This window comes from Salimicrobium salexigens (assembly GCF_900156705.1).
Lineage (GTDB): Bacteria > Bacillota > Bacilli > Bacillales > Halobacillaceae > Salimicrobium > Salimicrobium album.
The window spans coordinates 97,986-115,511 of the sequence record NZ_FTOK01000006.1 but is presented as its reverse complement, the minus strand read 5'-3'; the positions used below and the strand labels follow the sequence as shown (position 1 = coordinate 115,511).

Genomic DNA, 17,526 nt, shown 5'->3' with positions numbered 1-17,526 from the left:
TCCTCCTACGACATCCACTTCGGTGGTGTGTTTTTATCCCAGTATATTTCTCCCAACGGGTGGTGGTTTTCATACCCGTCTTCTTTCACATGATAATGGAAATTAAACCAGTACCCTTCCCCCGGACGCAGATCCCGCCTGACGTGGAAGCGCGCCAGCTCTTCACCGGAACGGGTATTTGTCAGGTTGAAAATTTTTTCTCCATAACCTGCAGCCGGGCTCTCCGAGATTTCATACACAGGTACATCTCCGACATCCACACAGGACTCGATTACTGCTTCAATTTCCGGAAAGATAATCTCGACCATGTCCTCTTCCACTTTCTCCTTGATGCGCGGCCCCAGTTTCATGAACGTCTGTTCTTTCGCTTTGTCCGTCAGGTCTTCCACGGTAAGCTGCTGCGACAGCTTATCCGAAAAGGCTGTCTCTTCACTGGCCGTTTCCACATCGGACGCTTCGGATTCCAGGGGAGCCTGCGGTATGTACAGTCCGAGTGTCATAACAGCTACAAGGGAGACAAACAGTTTTCTAAGCCATATCTTCATATTTCTCATCCTTTTATCGATAAAAGTCGGACTATCCCCACTTATCATTGTCCTCGCAAAACACCTCTATGCCCGCGCATAGAGGTGTCAGCCGATTTCTACTCTGTAAGTACGAAAGTCTCCAGTTTCAGTGTGACATCGACCTTTTTCATTCGTCCCTGAACGGTATAGTGATTGGTTTCATGACGGAAAAATTCCCGTGCTCCGTTGTAGGTCGTGAACCATTTGTTGCCAATTACAGAGAATTCGCCTTTTTCCCTGTCCGTAACCTCAATCGGGTGATACGTCCGGCCGAGGTGTCCATCTTCTCTTTCCATTATTCCGACGTGATGCCTAGCATCCATCCATACCTGGGTCATAATTTTCAAGAGATCACTCCTTCTATCACGGAAAACCGCATTTAATTGTGTGACAATTTGTAAGTTGAGTCAATTATCGCAAAATTCTCACATAATTTCAACACTTTACCGTTAAAAAGCAAATAAGCGTCTATTTTTCTCTCTGCATGTCACTGATGAATTTATAGCGATCGCTGCGATAAATGGAAGTGTTCCTCTCAAATGGAACGCCGGTACTCAGATAACCGAAACGCTCTATCCGCAGTATCGCATCTCCTTCTTCGATGGAAAGAGGTTCTGCTTCTTCCAAAACAGCTGTCCCTGCCTCGATTGTCTGTCTGGCCCGTTCAATCGAATGTGCCGTTTTCGTTTCGATATATTCATAAAAGGAGACACCTTCCAGTCTGTCGGCATCGAGTTCCGGAAACAGATGGACCGGTATGAAAGTCTCTTCGATAGCCATCGGTTCCTCATCCGCATAACGGATCCGTTTCAGGTAATAGACTTCCCCCTCTTTCAGCTGAAGAATGTCTTTCGTCGTTTCGTCCGGTTCCTGCTTCTCAAATATAAGCAGTTCGTTGTGAGGCGTAAGCCCGCGGCGTTTCATATCCTCACTGAAGCTTGTGACCCCCTGAAGAGGCTGTTCGAATTTTTCTTCGGCTACGAACGTGCCCCGCCCCTTCTCCCTGTAAAGAATACGATTCCGCACCATGTTTGAAATCGCCTGTCTGACGGTCATACGGCTCACTTCATAAGTTTCGGAAAGCTCTCTTTCGGACGGAATAGCCTCTCCATAGTTATAAATGCCGGACTCGATCTTCCGCTTCAGATCCTCTTCTATCTGATAATACATCGGCAGAGGAGATTCTTTATTCAGCACTGGCGTCCACGCCCTTCCCGTAAGCTTCTTCATCTACAATCAGTGTAACGTGTTTATGATTATAGAGCGCCGAAGCGGGGAACATTTCACCCACCTCTCCTTTCAGCAGCCGCCGGATAGCTTCCTGTTTATTTGCTCCTGAAGCCAGCAAAAGGATTTCCTCACTTTTCAGAATAGAGGCGATGCCCATCGTTACCGCTTCCGTCGGTACTGCTTCAAGAGACGGGAAAAATCTTGCGTTCGCCTCCCGCGTAACCTGATCCAGCTTTTCCACGTGCGTCCCGGCTTCAAAGGAAGCTCCCGGCTCGTTAAACCCTATGTGACCGTTACTCCCTATCCCGAGCAGCTGAATGTTTGCAGGACCTTCTTTATCGAGAAGTGCTTCATACTCTCTGCACTCTTTGTCCAGATCTTCTGCTTCCCCGTTCGGAATATACGTATTTAAAAAAGGGATGTGCGAGAAGAGTTGTTCCTGCATAAACGTATGATAGCTCTGACTGTGATCTCTCGGCAGACCCACGTACTCATCAAGGTTGAACGTCGTAACCCCGGAATAGTCGATTCCGCGTGACCTGTGTCCCTCTATGAGCTGTTCGTACGTACCGAGCGGCGTTCCTCCGGTAGCCAGTCCGAGAACGCAGTCAGGCTCAGCATTCACTTTTTCCTCTATAACAGAGGCTGCTTTCCGGCTCATTTCCTCATAATTTTTCACAACGATAACTTCCATTCCTATTCCTTCCTTTCATATACCAGTTCTCCCCGGCACCATGTCGCATGTACGTTGAATTCATCATCAACGAGTACGAGGTCGGCATCTTTTCCGGGTGCAATACCACCTTTCCTGTGTCCCACTCCAAGTTCGCCGGCTGCGTTTCCGGAAGTGATGGCCAGCAATTCCTGATCCGACAGATGAAGATGTTTTTTCATAAGAGACGCCGCTTTTGAAAGAGTAAGTATACTCCCGGCAAGCGTCCCGTCTTCAAGAATCGCCTTCTGATTTTTAACAGTTACATCCTGACCTCCAAGGTCATAAGTACCTTCCGGCAGACATTTGGCACGCATTGCATCCGTAATGAGCAACGTCCGCTTATCTGTAAGCTGTCTGTAGGCAATCCCGACAGCTTCCTTACGTGAATGGATATGATCAACAATCAGTTCCACCATAAGACGCGGATCCGTGAACGCCGCTCCGGTCACGCCCGGATCTCTGTGATGCAGCCCGCTCATCTGGTTGTATAAATGCGTCACGTGACTTACTCCCGCTTCAACAGCGGCTTCCGCTTCATCGAACGTTGCATCTGTATGACCCATCGAAGCGATGATCCCTCTTGCTTTCAGATGACGAATCAGCTCCTCCCCACCCTTTTCTTCGGGGGCGAGCGTCACGAGCCTGATCGTGTCATTACTTGCTTTACGGTAGGTTTCGAACTTAGTGACGGAGGGCTCACGGATATAATCGACGGGCTGGGCACCGGCTTTCTTCCCGGATATGAACGGCCCTTCCAGATGTACTCCGAGCATTTCGGCCCCCTTTACGTTTTCTCCCGTAAAAGAGCCCACGTTGTGAAGAGCACGCTCTATGTTTTCCGGGGACTGGGTCATCGTAGTAGCAAGAAACGATGTAGTCCCCTCTTCCGGGAGAATCTCCGCTATACCTTGCAGGGCTTCGGGGGTGGCATCCATTACGTCGTGACCGTTCGCTCCGTGGATATGCACGTCGATGAACCCGGGAAAGAGAGAAAGACCTTCCCCGTCGATGACCGTATCTCCCCGGTTGAGAGGGGAGTCACTCACATTGCGGATTTCACCTTCTTCAAAGAGTACGCTTCCCTTTTCAATGGTACGATCCGTCTGTACAATACGCACGTTTTGATACTCGACACTCATCCCGTGCACCTCCTCTTATTTGTCCTTCATCTGTTTTTTGATAGCTTCTGCGAGGAACTCGACACTTGTGCCTACAACTACGTGGACGTTTTTCGAACCAATGTTGATGACACCCCGTGCCCCTTCACGTTTCAGCTTCTTGTCGTCCACTTTCTCTCTGTCTTCCATCGTAAGTCTGAGTCTTGTCGTACAGTATTCCAGCGTGTCGATATTCTCTTCGCCACCGAGTGCCTGAAGATAAGCGACCGCTTTTTCGTCATAGTCGGATGTTCCGCTTGACGCTTCTTCGGCATCTTCTTCATCGTCATCCTCACGTCCAGGTGTTTTCAGGTCCAGTTTCGTAATGAGGAAGTAGAAAACGACGAAATACAAAGCTCCCATGACGAGCCCGAGCACCAGAAGCATAAGCGGATTTTGGGCAATGTTGAAGTTCAGTAAATAGTCGATCAGTCCGGCCGAAAATCCGAATCCGTGCCGCACATCAAGCATATAAGCCGCGATCATCGATACTCCGGTCAACACGGCATGGACCACATATAGAAGCGGTGCGAGGAACATGAAAGAAAACTCGATTGGTTCCGTAACACCCGTAAGGAAGGAAGTAAGAGCGATACTTCCGAGCATCCCGCCGACAATTGCCTTCTTCTCTTTTTTGGCAGCCGCATACATGGCAAGACATGCACCGGGCAGACCGAACATCATAATCGGGAAGAAACCTGCAAGGAAGTACCCGGCCTCAGGGTCCCCTTTAAGGAAACGGTTGATCTCCCCGTTCACTGTCTCCCCTGCAGCCGTCGTAAAGCTTCCGAAATCGAACCAGATCAGTGTATTCATGACGTGGTGAAGCCCGACCGGTATCAGCAGGCGGTTCAGGAATCCGTAAAGACCGACGCCTGCTTCCCCGGAAGAAAGAATCCACTGGGCTGTAGCATCAAGAGCATACTGCGGATAAACCCATAAATACCCCATGATGAAAGACATGACTACCATGGCAGCAGACGTCACAATCGGTACGAATCGCTTTCCTCCGAAGAAAGATAAATATTCCGGAAGTTTAATATCGTAGAAGCGGTTGTACAACATACCGGCCGAAATGCCGGCAATGATACCGGCGAATACGCCCATGGATATGTTTTCGTTAATGGCTTCGACTCCCGCCTGTAAGACGAGAACCCCGATAGCCCCGGACAGAGCTGCACCTCCACCTCCATCTTTCGCAAATCCCATCGCGATACCTATCCCGAATATGAGCGGAAGGTTATCAAGAATACTGCCTCCTGCAGCTTCGATAAAGTCGATATCAAGCATATCATCCATGCCGAGACGCAACAGCAGCGCCGCAGCCGGAAGAGTGGCAATGGGAAACATCAGTGATTTCCCTATTCGTTGAAAAAATGCTAACACGGTAAAAACTCCTCTCTTATTTGAAAACGCTTTATATAAATTCTATCACTCACATATATAGTTGTCTATACCAATTTTAGTGGAACTGCAATTTGAGAGAATCCGGTTATCGTTCCCTTTACGGGAATGTTCAGGTGCTGAAGGTAACGATTCTACCATTTTCCTTCCCTTCGCGGAGGATATTCTTCTTTGAACGTCACGATTCAGGCGAAAACGTTACCTTCGGAAGCTTCAAGTGCGCCTGAAGGTAACGAAAAAAGCAGTCATCTGTCCTCCCCCAGGTCAGGAGGCCTCCAAAACGTCCCCAGCCCACGATTCACACAAAAAAAGACTGACCTCCGTCAGTCCTTCTTCTGCTTATAGATTTCTATCGCTCTCTCACGCATCCGCTTGTGATCCACCATCGGCTCCGGGTAATCTTCCCCGATGGTACATCCTGCTTCCTTCTGCTCATCTTCCGACATTTTATGAGGTTCGTGGATGTACTTCTCCGGCACATTCCGAAGCTCCGGAAGCCATTCTTTTATATAGTCCCCATGCTTATCGAACCGTTCGGACTGACGGACGGGGTTGAAGACACGGAAATAAGGGACCGCATCCGTTCCTGTCGAGGCTGCCCATTGCCAGCCGCCGATGTTCGAAGCCGCTTCATAATCGGCCAATTTCCGGTTGAAGTACCTCTCCCCTTTTCTCCAATCGATAAGAAGATCTTTCGTCAGAAAAGAGGCGACCGCCATTCTCGCGCGGTTATGCATCCAGCCGCTTTCGTTCATCTGTGCCATGGCAGCATCAATAAACGGGAACCCGGTCCGCGCTTCTTTCCACCGTTCAAAGATTTCCTCGTCCTCGTTCCATGGGATTCCGCGGAATTTTTCTGTAAGTTCCTTATCATCCGCCTCCGGATGGTTGTAATACACCATGTGGTAAAAGTCGCGGAAAGCCAGTTCCCGGACAAAGCTCTCCACTCCGTCCTGACGCTTCCGGCCGTCCGTTTCCTGCAGAACTCTGTGATATACCGTGCGCGGGGAAATTGCTCCCGTGCGCAAGTAGCGGCTCATCAGGCTGGTTCCGTCTTTTGAGGGGATGTCCCGGTCTTCGTCGTAATAATAGATCGGTTCATCCAGAAACCGGGTGAGGCGCTGCTCAGCTGCTTCCTCACCGACCTCCTCCCACTTCCGGAGCGGGGCTTTCGTAAGTTCCCGGTACTTTTCCTCTCCGTCTGTAAAATCCCCGGAGCGGTCTGTCAGATGCTGCTTCATTTTATCCGTATCCAATTTCACCACCGGGGGTTTGTCAAGCTTCTGCCACTGCTTGAAATAAGGGGAGAACACCTGATAAAGCCCGCCGTCTTTCTTCGTCACTTCCTCCGCTCCGTGGAGAGGGTAGTCGATATACGTATGCGTACGTACCCCCCGCTCTTCGAAAACAGGCAGCACCCGTTCATCCCGTTCTTTGCCGAATCCGGTTTCTGCTTTGTTGAAATAAATGTCCTCAGCATCCGTCACCGTATCGAAAAAGGATCGGAATGCCTCCTCTTCCTCCCCGAAGATGAAATGGAGGGGTCCCGATGATTCATGGAACTTTCGGACGGTCTGAAAAAAATAGTCCTCCTGCAGGTCAAATTCCCGGATAAGCTCGGGATGGATATGGAAGAGAAGCAGTAACTCATCCTCTTCCCCGAGGTTTTTCACCGCTTCCGCCAGAGCAATATTATCGTTCAGACGAAGGTCGTTGCGAATCCATACGACAGAAGTACTCATATTACAGCTGTTTCATCAGATTGGCCATCTCGACAGCAGCTACAGCAGCCTCTGATCCTTTGTTTCCGGCTTTCGTTCCTGCACGTTCGATCGCCTGTTCGATCGTGTCGGTCGTGATGACACCGAAAATGACCGGCAGACTGTTCTTCACGGAAGCCTGGGATACCCCTTTCGCCGCTTCCCCGCACACGTAGTCGAAGTGAGGGGTCGACCCCCGGATGACTGCACCGAGAGTGATGACAGCGTCATACTTCCCGGATGATGCCATGCGATCTGCCGCAAGCGGGACTTCAAAAGCTCCCGGCACCCACGCCGCATCAATATTCGCTTCATCCACGCCGTGCTGTTTCAAAGCTCCGACAGCGCCTTCGTAAAGCCGTTCTGTGATAAATTCGTTGAATCGTCCCGTCACGATACCTATTTTAAGGTCTGTTCCTACCAGATTACCTTCAAGTCTGTTCACCATGCTTGATACTCCCCTTTATAAATGAAATAAGTGTCCCATTTTCGAACGTTTCGTTTCCATGTAGCGCGCGTTCTCTTCCCGGGAAGGCATTTCAATCGGTATGCGGTCGGTAACTTCGAGACCGTAGCCGCCGAGCCCGGAGATTTTTTTCGGATTGTTCGTCAAAAGGTTGAGCTTCGTAATCCCGAGGTCCTTTAGAATTTGTGCTCCCACCCCGTAATCGCGCAAATCCGGAGCAAATCCGAGTTTCTCATTGGCTTCCACCGTGTCGTAGCCTTCTTCCTGGAGTTTATAGGCATACAATTTGTTCATGAGCCCGATTCCGCGTCCTTCCTGACGCATGTAGACGAGCACCCCGCTGCCATTTTCTTCGATCTGTCTCAGAGCGTTGTGAAGCTGCGGCCCACAGTCACAGCGCCAGGAGCCGAACACGTCCCCGGTCAGGCACTCCGAGTGGACCCGTACGAGCACCGGTTCCTCCGGGTTGATTTCTCCCTTCACAAGAGCAATATGATCCTTGTAGTCGATATCGTTCGTAAAGCCGATCGCCCTGAAATCTCCGTATTCAGTCGGGAGCTTGATTTCCACTTCCCGTTTGACGTGTTCTTCATGGTTGTACCGATACTGGATCAGATCTGCGATCGTAATCATAGGTATGTCGAATTCCTCGGACATCTTCTTGAGATCCGGCACTCTCGCCATCGTCCCGTCATCCTTGATGATTTCACAAATGACACCGGCGGACTTCGCACCTGCCAGTTCTGCCAGGTCAATGGACGCTTCCGTGTGACCGGCACGACGGAGAACTCCCCCTTTTTTACCGACGAGCGGAAAAATATGTCCCGGCCGGTTGAAATCAGAGGCCGTTGCCTGTGGTCTCAACATTTCCCGAATCGTGAGGGCCCGTTCCTCTGCGGAAATACCGGTCGTCGTATCGCGGTGGTCGATACTTACGGTGAAGGCCGTTTTGTTCGGATCGGTGTTTTCCCCGACCATCGGCATCAGCTCGAGACTCTCCGCTATTTCTCCGGAAACAGGAGCACATACGAGGCCGCGCCCGTGGGTGATCATAAAATTGATCATTTCGGAAGTTGCGTATTCCGCCACCCCGACGAGATCCCCCTCATTCTCTCTGTCCTCATCATCACATACTATTACCATCTTCCCCTGTTTCAGGCGTTCGATTGCGTATTCGATAGTATCAAACATAATATCCCCCTGTCCTCTAAACGTAGCCGTTTTCTTTAAGAAAATCGGAGCTGATTTCTTCTCCGCTATTTTTGTTCTTCATGAAATGAGCAATATATTTACCGATCATATCACACTCCACGTTAACCTCATCTCCCGGTTCTTTGTTCCCGAGAACGGTGTGTTCCATAGTGTGCGGGATGAGGGAGACGAGAATCGTATTCCCCTTCACTCCGAACACGGTCAGGCTTGTACCGTCTACAGCAATCGATCCTTTATGAATAAAATACTGTATCAGGTCTTCCGGAAGTTCAATTTCATAATATACCGCATTTGCTTCCGGCGTTTTCCCGGTTATCTTTCCGGTGCCGTCAATATGTCCGGAAACGATGTGGCCGCCGAATCGTCCTCCCGCTGCAAGAGCCCGTTCAAGATTCACGTTGCTTCCTTCGGCGAGGTCTTTGAAGTTCGTGGCCCGGAATGTCTCCGGCATTACGTCAAAAGACGCCGTCGTTTCCGTGAATGCCGTGACTGTTAAACAGACGCCGTTAATAGAAATGCTGTCCCCTTCTTCCACGTCTTGTAAAATGACGGAAGCTTTGATACTCACATCCATCGCTTCCTCTTTCTGCTCAATCGAACTGATGGTTCCGATTTCTTCTACGATTCCTGTAAACATCTCATTCGCCTTCTTTCCTTGAAACGATTTTAATGTCTTCCCCTAAACGGTCCTGATGAACTACGGAGAAACTCATTGCGTCATGCAAATGCTCAATACCTGCCCCTGAAACGGGTGTCAGCGCTTTTTTTCCGCCTATCAGTTTCGGGGCGATATAGGTAATGACTTCGTCGACGTTTCTGGAGCGGACAAAACTGTCAGCCACTGTTCCTCCGCCTTCTACGAGCAAAGAGGAGATCTTTCTCTCCGCAAGCTCCTTCAGAAAAACATCAATGTCCACAGTTTCTTCGGACTGACGCAGAATTTCCACGTGTGACGGGGCCGGGAATTCTTTCAACTGCTTATTAGTCACCGTTTTACCGGCCACGATCCACACCGGTGAAGTGTCGTCCTGCATAAGTTTCGCGTTCCTCGGCATCCGCAGATGGTTGTCGAGAACGATACGCACCGGGTGGCTTCCGCCTTCCTCAAGTCTTGCCGTCAGCATAGGATCATCCGTAAGCACCGTATTTATCCCTACGAGAATAGCTCCCGAGCGGTGCCGGTACCAGTGTCCGTCTTTCCGTGCACTCTCCCCGGTAATCCACTGGCTTTCTCCGGTGGACGTCGCAATTTTACCGTCCAGGCTCATCGCCGACTTCAGCCGCACGTACGGTTTCCCCTTCGAAATATAGTGGAAAAAAGGCCGATTAATGGCATCCGCTTCTTCGCGGCAGACGTCCGTGACGACTTCCACACCGCCGTCCTTCATTTTTTTCATGCCTTTTCCGGCCACCTCAGGATTCGGATCGAACGAGGCGATCACAGCCCGCTTAACCCCTGCAGCTACAATCGCATCGGCGCAGGGCGGCGTTCTGCCGTAATGGCTGCACGGTTCAAGAGTGACGTATATTTCTGCATCTTCGGCGTGGGTCCCGGCCATATTCAGCGCGTGGACTTCGGCATGAGGCTCCCCTGCTTTGACGTGAACCCCGGTGCCGACGATCTGGTTATTTTTAACTACTACTGCAGCGACGGCCGGATTTGGGTCCGTCTGGCCCATCGTTTTCTGTGCCATCTCCACAGCAAGTTCCATATAGTAACGGTCTCTGTTCATGTGCTTTCCTCCGAACTTCTTCTCTTTCCGGGAGACAGGCTTATTGTCGGTTCGGACGCAGTAAGCGCGCTGTCTGAATGGTCTTTTTTTTCATAAAAAATACCCTGAAGAACAATTGTCCTTCAGGGCATAAAGATACTTAAAAAAAGGTACACGTGTACCAGGATTAGAATAATCTTTCTCCCATCCAGACTTTAACTGTCGGCTTTGGAATTTCACCAAATCAGGGGGAATACGCTCTTCCCCGTCGCGGGCTGAGGACGTTACTCCATTACCGCCGGCTAGGAATTTCACCTGACCCCGAAAGATACTGTATTGAATTACTTCTTACTATATAGGATGAGAGGAAAATCTGCAATCCTTTTGCTTCACAGCCTTTTCACAAAAAGGAAACGGTTGCAAAATCACACCCTTTCCGATATGCTATGCTTAGTTTGTGAAAACGATTGCGCAATTTTGATGTGAGGCAAGCAGGTGATGATCCATCCGGATAAAATCGCAGTTTTTGAAATGAGAAGAGGAGTGAGTGAGTATGGAACGTAAATGGTGGAAAGAGGCCGTCGGCTACCAGGTGTATCCGCGGAGTTTCCAGGACTCCGACGGGGACGGTATCGGAGATCTGCAGGGAATGATCAGCCGTCTCGACTATTTGAAGGACCTGGGCATTGATTTTATCTGGATCTGTCCGATGTACAAATCGCCGCTTGACGATAACGGCTATGATATTTCGGATTATAAGGATATTCTTCAGGACTTCGGTACGATGGAGGACTTCGATCAGCTTCTCGAAGAAGTACATAACCGCGACATGCGCCTGATCATCGACCTCGTTCTGAATCACACGAGCGATGAACATCCGTGGTTCCTTGAATCGAAATCTTCGAAACAGAGTCCCAAACGCGACTGGTATATATGGAGAGACGGACGCGACGGCGGACCACCGAACAACTGGGAAAGTATATTCGACGGGTCGGCCTGGAAGTATGATGAAGCGACGGAACAGTACTTCCTCCATATCTTCTCGGAACGCCAGCCCGATTTGAACTGGGAAAACGGCGAAGTGCGCCGCGAACTTTACGACACTGTCAACTGGTGGCTGGAGAAAGGAATCGACGGTTTCCGCATTGACGCAATCAGTCATATCAAGAAGCGTCCCGGTCTTCCCGATATGCCGAACCCCGAGCACAAACAGTATGTATCGAGCTTTGATATGCACATGAATCAGGAGGGCATCCACGAGTTCCTTCAGGAATTCAAAGAAGAAACATACGGAAAGTACGACGCGGTTTCTGTCGGGGAAGCCAACGGAGTGAGCGCGGATGAAGCACATCTCTGGGTCGGGGATGAGGGGAAAATGGACATGATTTTCCAGTTTGAACATCTTGATCTCTGGGACCAGGAAGGCGGTACGGGGCTTGATGTGCCGGCGTTGAAACACGTCCTTACGAAATGGCAGAAAGGACTCGAAGGAGACGGCTGGAACGCTCTGTTCATCGAAAATCACGACAAAGCACGTGCTGTGTCCACGTGGGGAGACGACGGGGAGTTTTGGAAAGAAAGTGCCACGTCGCTTGCCACCATGTATTTCCTGATGCAGGGTACTCCCTTCATTTATCAGGGACAGGAAATCGGTATGACAAACGCCGGATTCACTTCCATCGACGACTATGACGATGTGGCGGCGAAGAACTTCTATACTGCCAAAAAGGCACAGGGATGGAAAGAAGAGGAGATACTTCAAAACCTCAGGGAAACTTCCCGGGACAACAGCCGGACGCCGATGCAGTGGGAGAACAGCCGCAATGCCGGATTCACTTCAGGCCGCCCCTGGATAAAAATCAACCCGGATTATAAGCAGGTGAACGTGGAAGATCAGCAGGAGGACGCAACATCGATTCTGAACTACTATCGACAGCTGATCCGGCTGAAAAAGTCGTATGATTTATTCACATACGGAAGATATGATCTGCTGGAGGAAACCGATCCCGCTCTTTACGCTTATACGAGAACGCTCGGTGATCACCAGGCAGTGATTATCGCAAACCTCTCCGACACCTGTTCCTCCCTTCCGCCGGAAGCAGGTGTAAGAGGAGAAGATCTCCTTCTGCATAATTACCGTTATCTCTCTGATGAATCCATTATCCGTCCTTTTGAAGCACGGGTATATAAAAGAGAATGGTGACTAATATTTCCGCGAGTAAGAAAGGCCTCCACGAATCCTGAGCGGTTTCGTAGAGGCCTTCTGATTTCTTTTTCCTGTTTTAGAGGCTTTTAGTAAGGACACAAAAAGCGAATTTCGGCAAAGCGAGCTGGCGTTTGATCCGTTTCGGATCGGAAACCAGCCGGTACAGCCATTCCACATTCAAATCCCGGTACAGTTTCGGAGCCTTCTTCTCTTTGCCGGCCCACACATCGAAACTTCCTCCGACGCCCTGAAATACTTTCACCCCGAGCTTTTCTTTGTTGCGACGAATCCAGAGCTCCTGCTTCGGACTTCCGAGTGCTACAAACAGAACGTCAGCCTGACAATCCTGAATTTGCTGCACTACCTGGTCTTCGTCCCCGTCAAAACCGTTTTCATATCCTGCCACGGTAATGTCGGGATGGTGTTTTTCAATGTTGTCCCTCGCTTTTGATACAACATCTTCTTCCGCCCCGTATAGAAACACGCGCAAGTTTTTCTGTTCGGCAAAGTGCAGGAGGTAACTCATCATGTCTATACCGGTCACCCGTTCACTTATCTTCCCGCCTCTCCATTTGGAGGCCCATACGATTCCTATTCCATCAGGAATCTGTAAAGTGGAGGAATTGATAAGCTCACGCACATTTTCGTCCTTACAGGCTTCCATTACTTTCTCCGGATTGACAGCGACGATGGTCGACTGCTCCCCCGAAACGATATTCCTTGATATTTCACTGATCACCCGTTTATAGGTGACAGGCGCCACGTCGACGCCCAAAAAAGTTTCCTTCATCATTCTCCGAGAACCTCCAGTCCGCTCAGGTCCCCGATCGGATAGATTCTCGTATCGCCTTTCGCTTCCGGAAGGCAATTCCGCATATCGAGAACGACCGGGGTCTTCATGCGGTCTTCAAAGATAGAGGTATCCATCTTTTTGTATTCACTGTGATCGACCAGCACGAGGGCCACGTCTGCTTTTTCCAGAGACTCCTCGAGAGGGTGGATCCGCAGCGGAACCTGGTCTTCCCTGACGTAAGGGTCGTGACAGAAGACTTTATAGTTCTTCTTATTGTTCACCAGTTTAAAGACGACATCAATCGCCGGGCTTCCGCGTACATCGTCCACGTCGCCTTTGTAGCTGAGTCCGAAAACAGCTATTTTCGGGTTGGATATGTGCTTTGTGAGTTTTTCGATCTGGGAGAGGACGAATTCAGGCATCGAGTTATTGATTTCTCTCGCTGTCTGCATCAGAGGCGAAACATCTTTCGCTTTTTCTATAACGAAATAAGGATCGACCGGAATACAGTGCCCTCCGACGCCGGGACCGGGTTCATGCAGTTCCACTCTCGGGTGCACGTTGGCAAGGCGGATCACTTCGTGAGCGTTGACATCGAGCTCCGCCGAAATTTTGGCCAGCTCATTGGCCAGCGCTATATTTACATCCCGGTACGTATTTTCCATAAGCTTGGACATCTCAGCAGTAATCGCCGTCGTCTCTATAATTTCCCCTTCAAGAAAGAGTTTATATACTTCCGCTACCTTTGCCGCCGCCTCTTTTGTATAGCCGCCGATAATAAGCGTGTTTTCTTTTATCTCTTTCATGACACTCCCCGGAATCACCCGCTCGGGACAGTGGGCCAGGTATATTTCATTGGCAGCCACGTCCCAGCCGGCTTCTTCAAGCACAGGAGCCACTTTATCCTGTATCGTGCGCGGCGGGACGGTGGATTCGACAATGACTGCGTTCCCTTTATTCAAATACGGAAGGATGCTCTTCACTGCCTGTTCAACGTAAGTGATATTCGCCGATTCATCATCATAAACAGGAGTCGGGACAGCCACGATGAATACATCCGCCTCTTGGGGCTCTCCACCTGCAGTTAAACGGCCGGAACTGACCACGCCGCTGACCAGATCCCCCAGACCCGGCTCCTCGATAAGGATGCTGCCTCCCTGAAGATTATCGATCACTTTTTCGTCTATATCAACTCCGTGTACGTTCATACCGGCCTCGGCAAGCACTCCCGAAATCGGGAGACCGATGTGACCGAGTCCCACTACACATATGTTTTTCATCATTCACTCCTCCGGATTCCTTATTATCTCCTCGTAACCATTGACAGCAATTATTACTTACTACGGTACTTATCCTCTTCCCCTGTGACAAAGAAACACCCGGATATTCCGGAAACATCGTAAAACTATGACCCCCGGTTATTTCGATACCGTAAGGTCAGGCTCCAGCGTAAGTTTCACGTTCCCCGCAATCGCTCTTGAAATCATACAGGAGGATTCCGCTTTGTGGGCCAGCTTACGCAGCTTTTCAAGTTCAGACTCGGAGGCCCCCTTTTCAAGGGCGACTCTCGGACGGTGAATGATCTCTTCATAAGTTATAACACCGTTCGTAACGCTTACAACACCTTCCGAGTCCATATCCATTTCTTTAACCGGAAGCTCAGCCCGTTCCATCATAGCTGCTAACGTTATTATATAGCACGTAGATGCCGCTCCAAGCAGCATCTCGTCAGGATTCGTCCCCTGACCCGGTCCGTCCATTTCTTCCGGAATGGAAATTTCCGTCTTCAGCTTATCGGCTTCGATTGTTCCGACCGACCCCCGGCCTCCGGGCCACGTCGATTTCATATGAAAATGATGCTTTGTCATTATTGTTCCTCCTTCCGGTCTTTTTGAAACCTGAGCACTTTCCCATTGAGGCTTTGGATCATAAGTTCCACCTGTTCGAGATCCTCTTCGTCTACAGGACTGTCCATGGACTGGACTACGTCGTTCAGCATGGACACCCTGTTTTTAATGTAGTAAAACTGTTCGTCTTTACCTTCGAGCGCTTTACCCATTCTATTTCCTCTCCTTACTGACTATTCCCGCTTTTCTTTCTCCCGGACAAAAACCAGCCGGCTGCCGCAATACCTACGAGCACGGTATAAAACGTGATTTTCCAAAGTGCCGAGTGCGCAAAGCTTTCGTTAAGAATCTGAATGTTCGGATGGGCAAGAGTGGATATGACCAATTTTATACCGACCCACCCTACAATAACAAAAGCTGCGATTTCAAGGCCGGGACGGTCATGCAGAATTCTGACGAATACGTTGGCCGCGAATCTCATGATGATAATACCGATCATCCCGCCTGCAAGGATAACAGCGAACTGTCCTCCGTCGAGACTCCCGACCGTCGGGAGCTCCGTTTCGGGAAGAGTTACGGCAAGTGCGACAGCGGCGAGGATGGAGTCGACCGCAAAGGCGAGATCGGCGAACTCCACTTTCACTACAGTAATCCAGAAGCCTTTCCCTTTCGATGTTTCATCGTACGCGGGTTCTTCGTCCTCCTCTTCCCCGTTTCCTTTCGCTTTCCATTTATCATAAAGGTTCTTTCCTGCAATAAATAACAGATAGGCTGCGCCGAGAGCCTGCACCTGCCAGACGTCCACAAGAAAAGAAATGACGAACAGCGATGCAAAACGAAGAATGAACGCGCCGACCAGGCCGTAAAATAAAGCTTTCTTTCTTTTCTCGGGCGGCAGATGTTTCACCATGATTGCCAGCACGAGCGCGTTGTCGGCCGCCAGTATCCCCTCGAGTCCTACGAGTACAATCAGTACCCAGCCATATTCAATCAGTAATTGTGCTTCCATAACATTCCGCTCTCCTTATTAATCGATTCCCGGTAAAGAGCAGAGCATAAAAAAGAGACCTCTGCCCTTCCCGGACAAAGGTCTCGCAAACAACGGTCGTTGCCGATAAAACCGGAGATTTCTCTCGTATTGACGATTTTATCGAACAGCTACTCCCCTTCTTTTTTTATCATACCATTTATCCCTTTGAAGTCAACGCTGGAGCGTAAAAAACCTCCCTTCTGAAAGCATCTTTCAATTAAAGTCTCCAACAAAACATTTCTTTCCTTACATCTTTCCAGTAAAATGTATTCATGTGATGCTGTAACCCTGCATTTCTCCCGGCACGTCACTTAAAATCATTTCAGGAAAGGCGGAATATGAAATGCTCCAAAAAAAATGGTTCCAGACAATTATCGCCCTGATAGCAATCTGCTTATTAATATTATTACTGAATAAAATTCAATTTTTCTTCCAGCCGATTCTCACCTACATCAGCGCTATCGCCCTTCCGCTTATCGGCGGAGGCGTTCTCTATTATATTTCAAGACCGCTCGTGGAATGGCTGACACGCGTGAAAGTGCCAAGAGTCCCCGCTATCCTGTTCGTCTTCATTCTTTTTATCGCTGCCGGCTATCTGGTCGTTCAGTTCATTGCACCAATCGCCCAGCAGCAGTACACGAAATTAATGAACAACATCCCGGAAATGGTCCAGACGGTCGAACAGGGAGTCGGCTACTGGCAGCAGAATCAGGACATTCTTCCTGAGAGGGTAACGGATACTATCCAGAACTTCACGGATAACCTTGAGTCCTACATACAGGAGGCCTCTGCGGCTTTCTTCAACATACTTACGAACGTCGTCAGCTTTCTTTTTTCACTTATTCTTGTGCCGTTTTTCCTCTTTTTCATGCTGAAAGACGGACATCGTCTGCTCCCGTTTCTGAGCGGTTACATGAGAGAGAAGAGTCCTTCTTTCGCAGACAGCTTTGTGCGATGGGCCCGTTCCGTCGACCGTACACTTTACACATTCATCCTCGGTCAGCTTACGGTCAGTGTAGCTGTGGGCTTACTTCTTCTGATCGGCTACCTGGCCATAGGTCTGCAGTACTCACTCACGCTGTCCCTGTTCGCCATGATAATGAACGTCATCCCTTTCATCGGACCTTTTCTCGCAGTCATCCCGGCTCTGATCGTCGCTCTCTTCCAGAATCCGATCATGGTCATCTGGGTAGCTATCATTACGATAATCGCCCAGCAGGTCGAAGGGAATCTCATTTCACCGAATATAATGGGGAAAGCACTGCATATCCATCCGCTTACGATCATCACTGTCATACTCGCTGCCGGAAGTCTCGCAGGTTTTCTCGGTTTATTGTTTGCCATACCGACGTACGCACTCATAAAAGCTACCGTTGCGCACTTATACGAAGAATGGAAGTCTCCCACTGTTTAGTGACTGAACTGCAA

General features: G+C 49.7%; 17 protein-coding genes, 1 pseudogene and 1 riboswitch. Of the genes and pseudogenes, 2 read left to right on the top strand and 16 right to left on the bottom strand.

The features are described 5' to 3' along the window. Positions 1 to 5 precede the first annotated feature (5 nt). From BW931_RS08720 to ribD, 11 genes and pseudogenes are all read right to left on the bottom strand, one after another. Positions 6 to 545, bottom strand: coding sequence for a YpjP family protein (locus BW931_RS08720; RefSeq protein ID WP_076571625.1), 540 nt, complete (start codon positions 543 to 545; stop codon positions 6 to 8). Positions 546 to 643: 98 nt separating this feature from the next. After that, positions 644 to 904 carry a hypothetical protein gene (locus BW931_RS08715; RefSeq protein WP_234972613.1) on the bottom strand — a complete coding sequence of 87 codons (261 nt, stop codon included), beginning with the start codon at positions 902 to 904 and terminating at the stop codon, positions 644 to 646. Positions 905 to 1,034: 130 nt separating this feature from the next. Next, a complete protein-coding gene (locus BW931_RS08710; protein ID WP_076571622.1) occupies positions 1,035 to 1,763 on the bottom strand; it encodes a GntR family transcriptional regulator in 729 nt (242 codons plus the stop codon). Beyond that, positions 1,753 to 2,490, bottom strand: coding sequence for a glucosamine-6-phosphate deaminase (gene nagB, locus BW931_RS08705; protein ID WP_076571620.1), 738 nt, complete (start codon positions 2,488 to 2,490; stop codon positions 1,753 to 1,755). The genes BW931_RS08710 and nagB overlap by 11 nt, the downstream gene beginning before the upstream one ends. 2 nt (positions 2,491 to 2,492) lie before the next feature. Next, entirely contained in the window at positions 2,493 to 3,650 is a 1,158-nt protein-coding gene (gene nagA, locus BW931_RS08700) for an N-acetylglucosamine-6-phosphate deacetylase (RefSeq protein WP_076571618.1), read from the bottom strand. A gap of 24 nt (positions 3,651 to 3,674) precedes the next feature. Then, a pseudogene (gene nagE / locus BW931_RS08695) lies at positions 3,675 to 5,054 on the bottom strand (N-acetylglucosamine-specific PTS transporter subunit IIBC); the annotation flags it as partial. Between the two features lie 341 nt (positions 5,055 to 5,395). Then, positions 5,396 to 6,814 (bottom strand): cryptochrome/photolyase family protein, encoded by a 1,419-nt coding sequence (locus BW931_RS08690; protein ID WP_076571614.1) that lies wholly within the window; start codon positions 6,812 to 6,814, stop codon positions 5,396 to 5,398. 1 nt (position 6,815) lies between these two features. After that, complete coding sequence (gene ribH / locus BW931_RS08685; RefSeq protein WP_040609268.1) at positions 6,816 to 7,280, bottom strand: 6,7-dimethyl-8-ribityllumazine synthase; 465 nt, start codon at positions 7,278 to 7,280, stop codon at positions 6,816 to 6,818. A gap of 15 nt (positions 7,281 to 7,295) precedes the next feature. Then, complete coding sequence (locus tag BW931_RS08680; protein ID WP_076571612.1) at positions 7,296 to 8,489, bottom strand: bifunctional 3,4-dihydroxy-2-butanone-4-phosphate synthase/GTP cyclohydrolase II; 1,194 nt, start codon at positions 8,487 to 8,489, stop codon at positions 7,296 to 7,298. A 16-nt stretch (positions 8,490 to 8,505) separates the two neighbouring features. Next, positions 8,506 to 9,147, bottom strand: a complete 642-nt coding sequence (gene ribE, locus BW931_RS08675; RefSeq protein WP_076571610.1) for a riboflavin synthase — start codon at positions 9,145 to 9,147, stop codon at positions 8,506 to 8,508. Between the two features lies 1 nt (position 9,148). Continuing rightward, on the bottom strand, positions 9,149 to 10,243 hold the full coding sequence (ribD, locus tag BW931_RS08670) for a bifunctional diaminohydroxyphosphoribosylaminopyrimidine deaminase/5-amino-6-(5-phosphoribosylamino)uracil reductase RibD (protein WP_076571608.1): 1,095 nt from the start codon (positions 10,241 to 10,243) through the stop codon (positions 9,149 to 9,151). Between the two features lie 171 nt (positions 10,244 to 10,414). Then, positions 10,415 to 10,555: riboswitch (FMN riboswitch) on the bottom strand. A 220-nt stretch (positions 10,556 to 10,775) separates the two neighbouring features. Here ribD and BW931_RS08665 point away from each other — a divergent pair. Further along, on the top strand, positions 10,776 to 12,425 hold the full coding sequence (locus tag BW931_RS08665; RefSeq protein ID WP_076571606.1) for an alpha-glucosidase: 1,650 nt from the start codon (positions 10,776 to 10,778) through the stop codon (positions 12,423 to 12,425). 79 nt (positions 12,426 to 12,504) lie between these two features. Here the strand turns inward: BW931_RS08665 and BW931_RS08660 are convergent, their stop codons facing one another. The 5 genes from BW931_RS08660 to BW931_RS08640 form a co-directional block, all read right to left on the bottom strand. Next, entirely contained in the window at positions 12,505 to 13,221 is a 717-nt protein-coding gene (locus tag BW931_RS08660) for a WecB/TagA/CpsF family glycosyltransferase (RefSeq protein WP_076571604.1), read from the bottom strand. After that, entirely contained in the window at positions 13,218 to 14,501 is a 1,284-nt protein-coding gene (locus BW931_RS08655) for a nucleotide sugar dehydrogenase (RefSeq protein ID WP_076571602.1), read from the bottom strand. Before BW931_RS08655 ends, BW931_RS08660 begins: the two co-directional genes overlap by 4 nt. Positions 14,502 to 14,639: 138 nt before the next feature. Next, positions 14,640 to 15,089, bottom strand: a complete 450-nt coding sequence (locus BW931_RS08650; protein ID WP_076571600.1) for an OsmC family protein — start codon at positions 15,087 to 15,089, stop codon at positions 14,640 to 14,642. Beyond that, on the bottom strand, positions 15,089 to 15,280 hold the full coding sequence (locus BW931_RS08645; RefSeq protein ID WP_076571598.1) for an SE1561 family protein: 192 nt from the start codon (positions 15,278 to 15,280) through the stop codon (positions 15,089 to 15,091). The genes BW931_RS08650 and BW931_RS08645 overlap by 1 nt, the downstream gene beginning before the upstream one ends. Before the next feature lie 14 nt (positions 15,281 to 15,294). After that, positions 15,295 to 16,077, bottom strand: a complete 783-nt coding sequence (locus tag BW931_RS08640) for a TerC family protein (RefSeq protein ID WP_076571596.1) — start codon at positions 16,075 to 16,077, stop codon at positions 15,295 to 15,297. Positions 16,078 to 16,441: 364 nt separating this feature from the next. Here BW931_RS08640 and BW931_RS08635 point away from each other — a divergent pair, with 364 nt between their 5' ends. Then, complete coding sequence (locus BW931_RS08635; RefSeq protein ID WP_076571595.1) at positions 16,442 to 17,512, top strand: AI-2E family transporter; 1,071 nt, start codon at positions 16,442 to 16,444, stop codon at positions 17,510 to 17,512. Positions 17,513 to 17,526 lie beyond the last annotated feature (14 nt).

Coding starts and splice junctions, on each gene's coding strand:
- BW931_RS08655 (WP_076571602.1), bottom strand. CDS start 14,501: ATGAAAAACATATGTGTAGTGGGACTCGGTCACATCGGTCTCCCGATT.
- BW931_RS08680 (WP_076571612.1), bottom strand. CDS start 8,489: ATGTTTGATACTATCGAATACGCAATCGAACGCCTGAAACAGGGGAAG.
- nagB (WP_076571620.1), bottom strand. CDS start 2,490: ATGGAAGTTATCGTTGTGAAAAATTATGAGGAAATGAGCCGGAAAGCA.
- BW931_RS08715 (WP_234972613.1), bottom strand. CDS start 904: ATGACCCAGGTATGGATGGATGCTAGGCATCACGTCGGAATAATGGAA.
- ribD (WP_076571608.1), bottom strand. CDS start 10,243: ATGAACAGAGACCGTTACTATATGGAACTTGCTGTGGAGATGGCACAG.
- BW931_RS08690 (WP_076571614.1), bottom strand. CDS start 6,814: ATGAGTACTTCTGTCGTATGGATTCGCAACGACCTTCGTCTGAACGAT.
- ribE (WP_076571610.1), bottom strand. CDS start 9,147: ATGTTTACAGGAATCGTAGAAGAAATCGGAACCATCAGTTCGATTGAG.
- BW931_RS08720 (WP_076571625.1), bottom strand. CDS start 545: ATGAAGATATGGCTTAGAAAACTGTTTGTCTCCCTTGTAGCTGTTATG.
- BW931_RS08660 (WP_076571604.1), bottom strand. CDS start 13,221: ATGATGAAGGAAACTTTTTTGGGCGTCGACGTGGCGCCTGTCACCTAT.
- BW931_RS08645 (WP_076571598.1), bottom strand. CDS start 15,280: ATGGGTAAAGCGCTCGAAGGTAAAGACGAACAGTTTTACTACATTAAA.
- BW931_RS08635 (WP_076571595.1), top strand. CDS start 16,442: ATGCTCCAAAAAAAATGGTTCCAGACAATTATCGCCCTGATAGCAATC.
- BW931_RS08665 (WP_076571606.1), top strand. CDS start 10,776: ATGGAACGTAAATGGTGGAAAGAGGCCGTCGGCTACCAGGTGTATCCG.
- nagA (WP_076571618.1), bottom strand. CDS start 3,650: ATGAGTGTCGAGTATCAAAACGTGCGTATTGTACAGACGGATCGTACC.
- BW931_RS08650 (WP_076571600.1), bottom strand. CDS start 15,089: ATGACAAAGCATCATTTTCATATGAAATCGACGTGGCCCGGAGGCCGG.
- ribH (WP_040609268.1), bottom strand. CDS start 7,280: ATGGTGAACAGACTTGAAGGTAATCTGGTAGGAACAGACCTTAAAATA.
- BW931_RS08640 (WP_076571596.1), bottom strand. CDS start 16,077: ATGGAAGCACAATTACTGATTGAATATGGCTGGGTACTGATTGTACTC.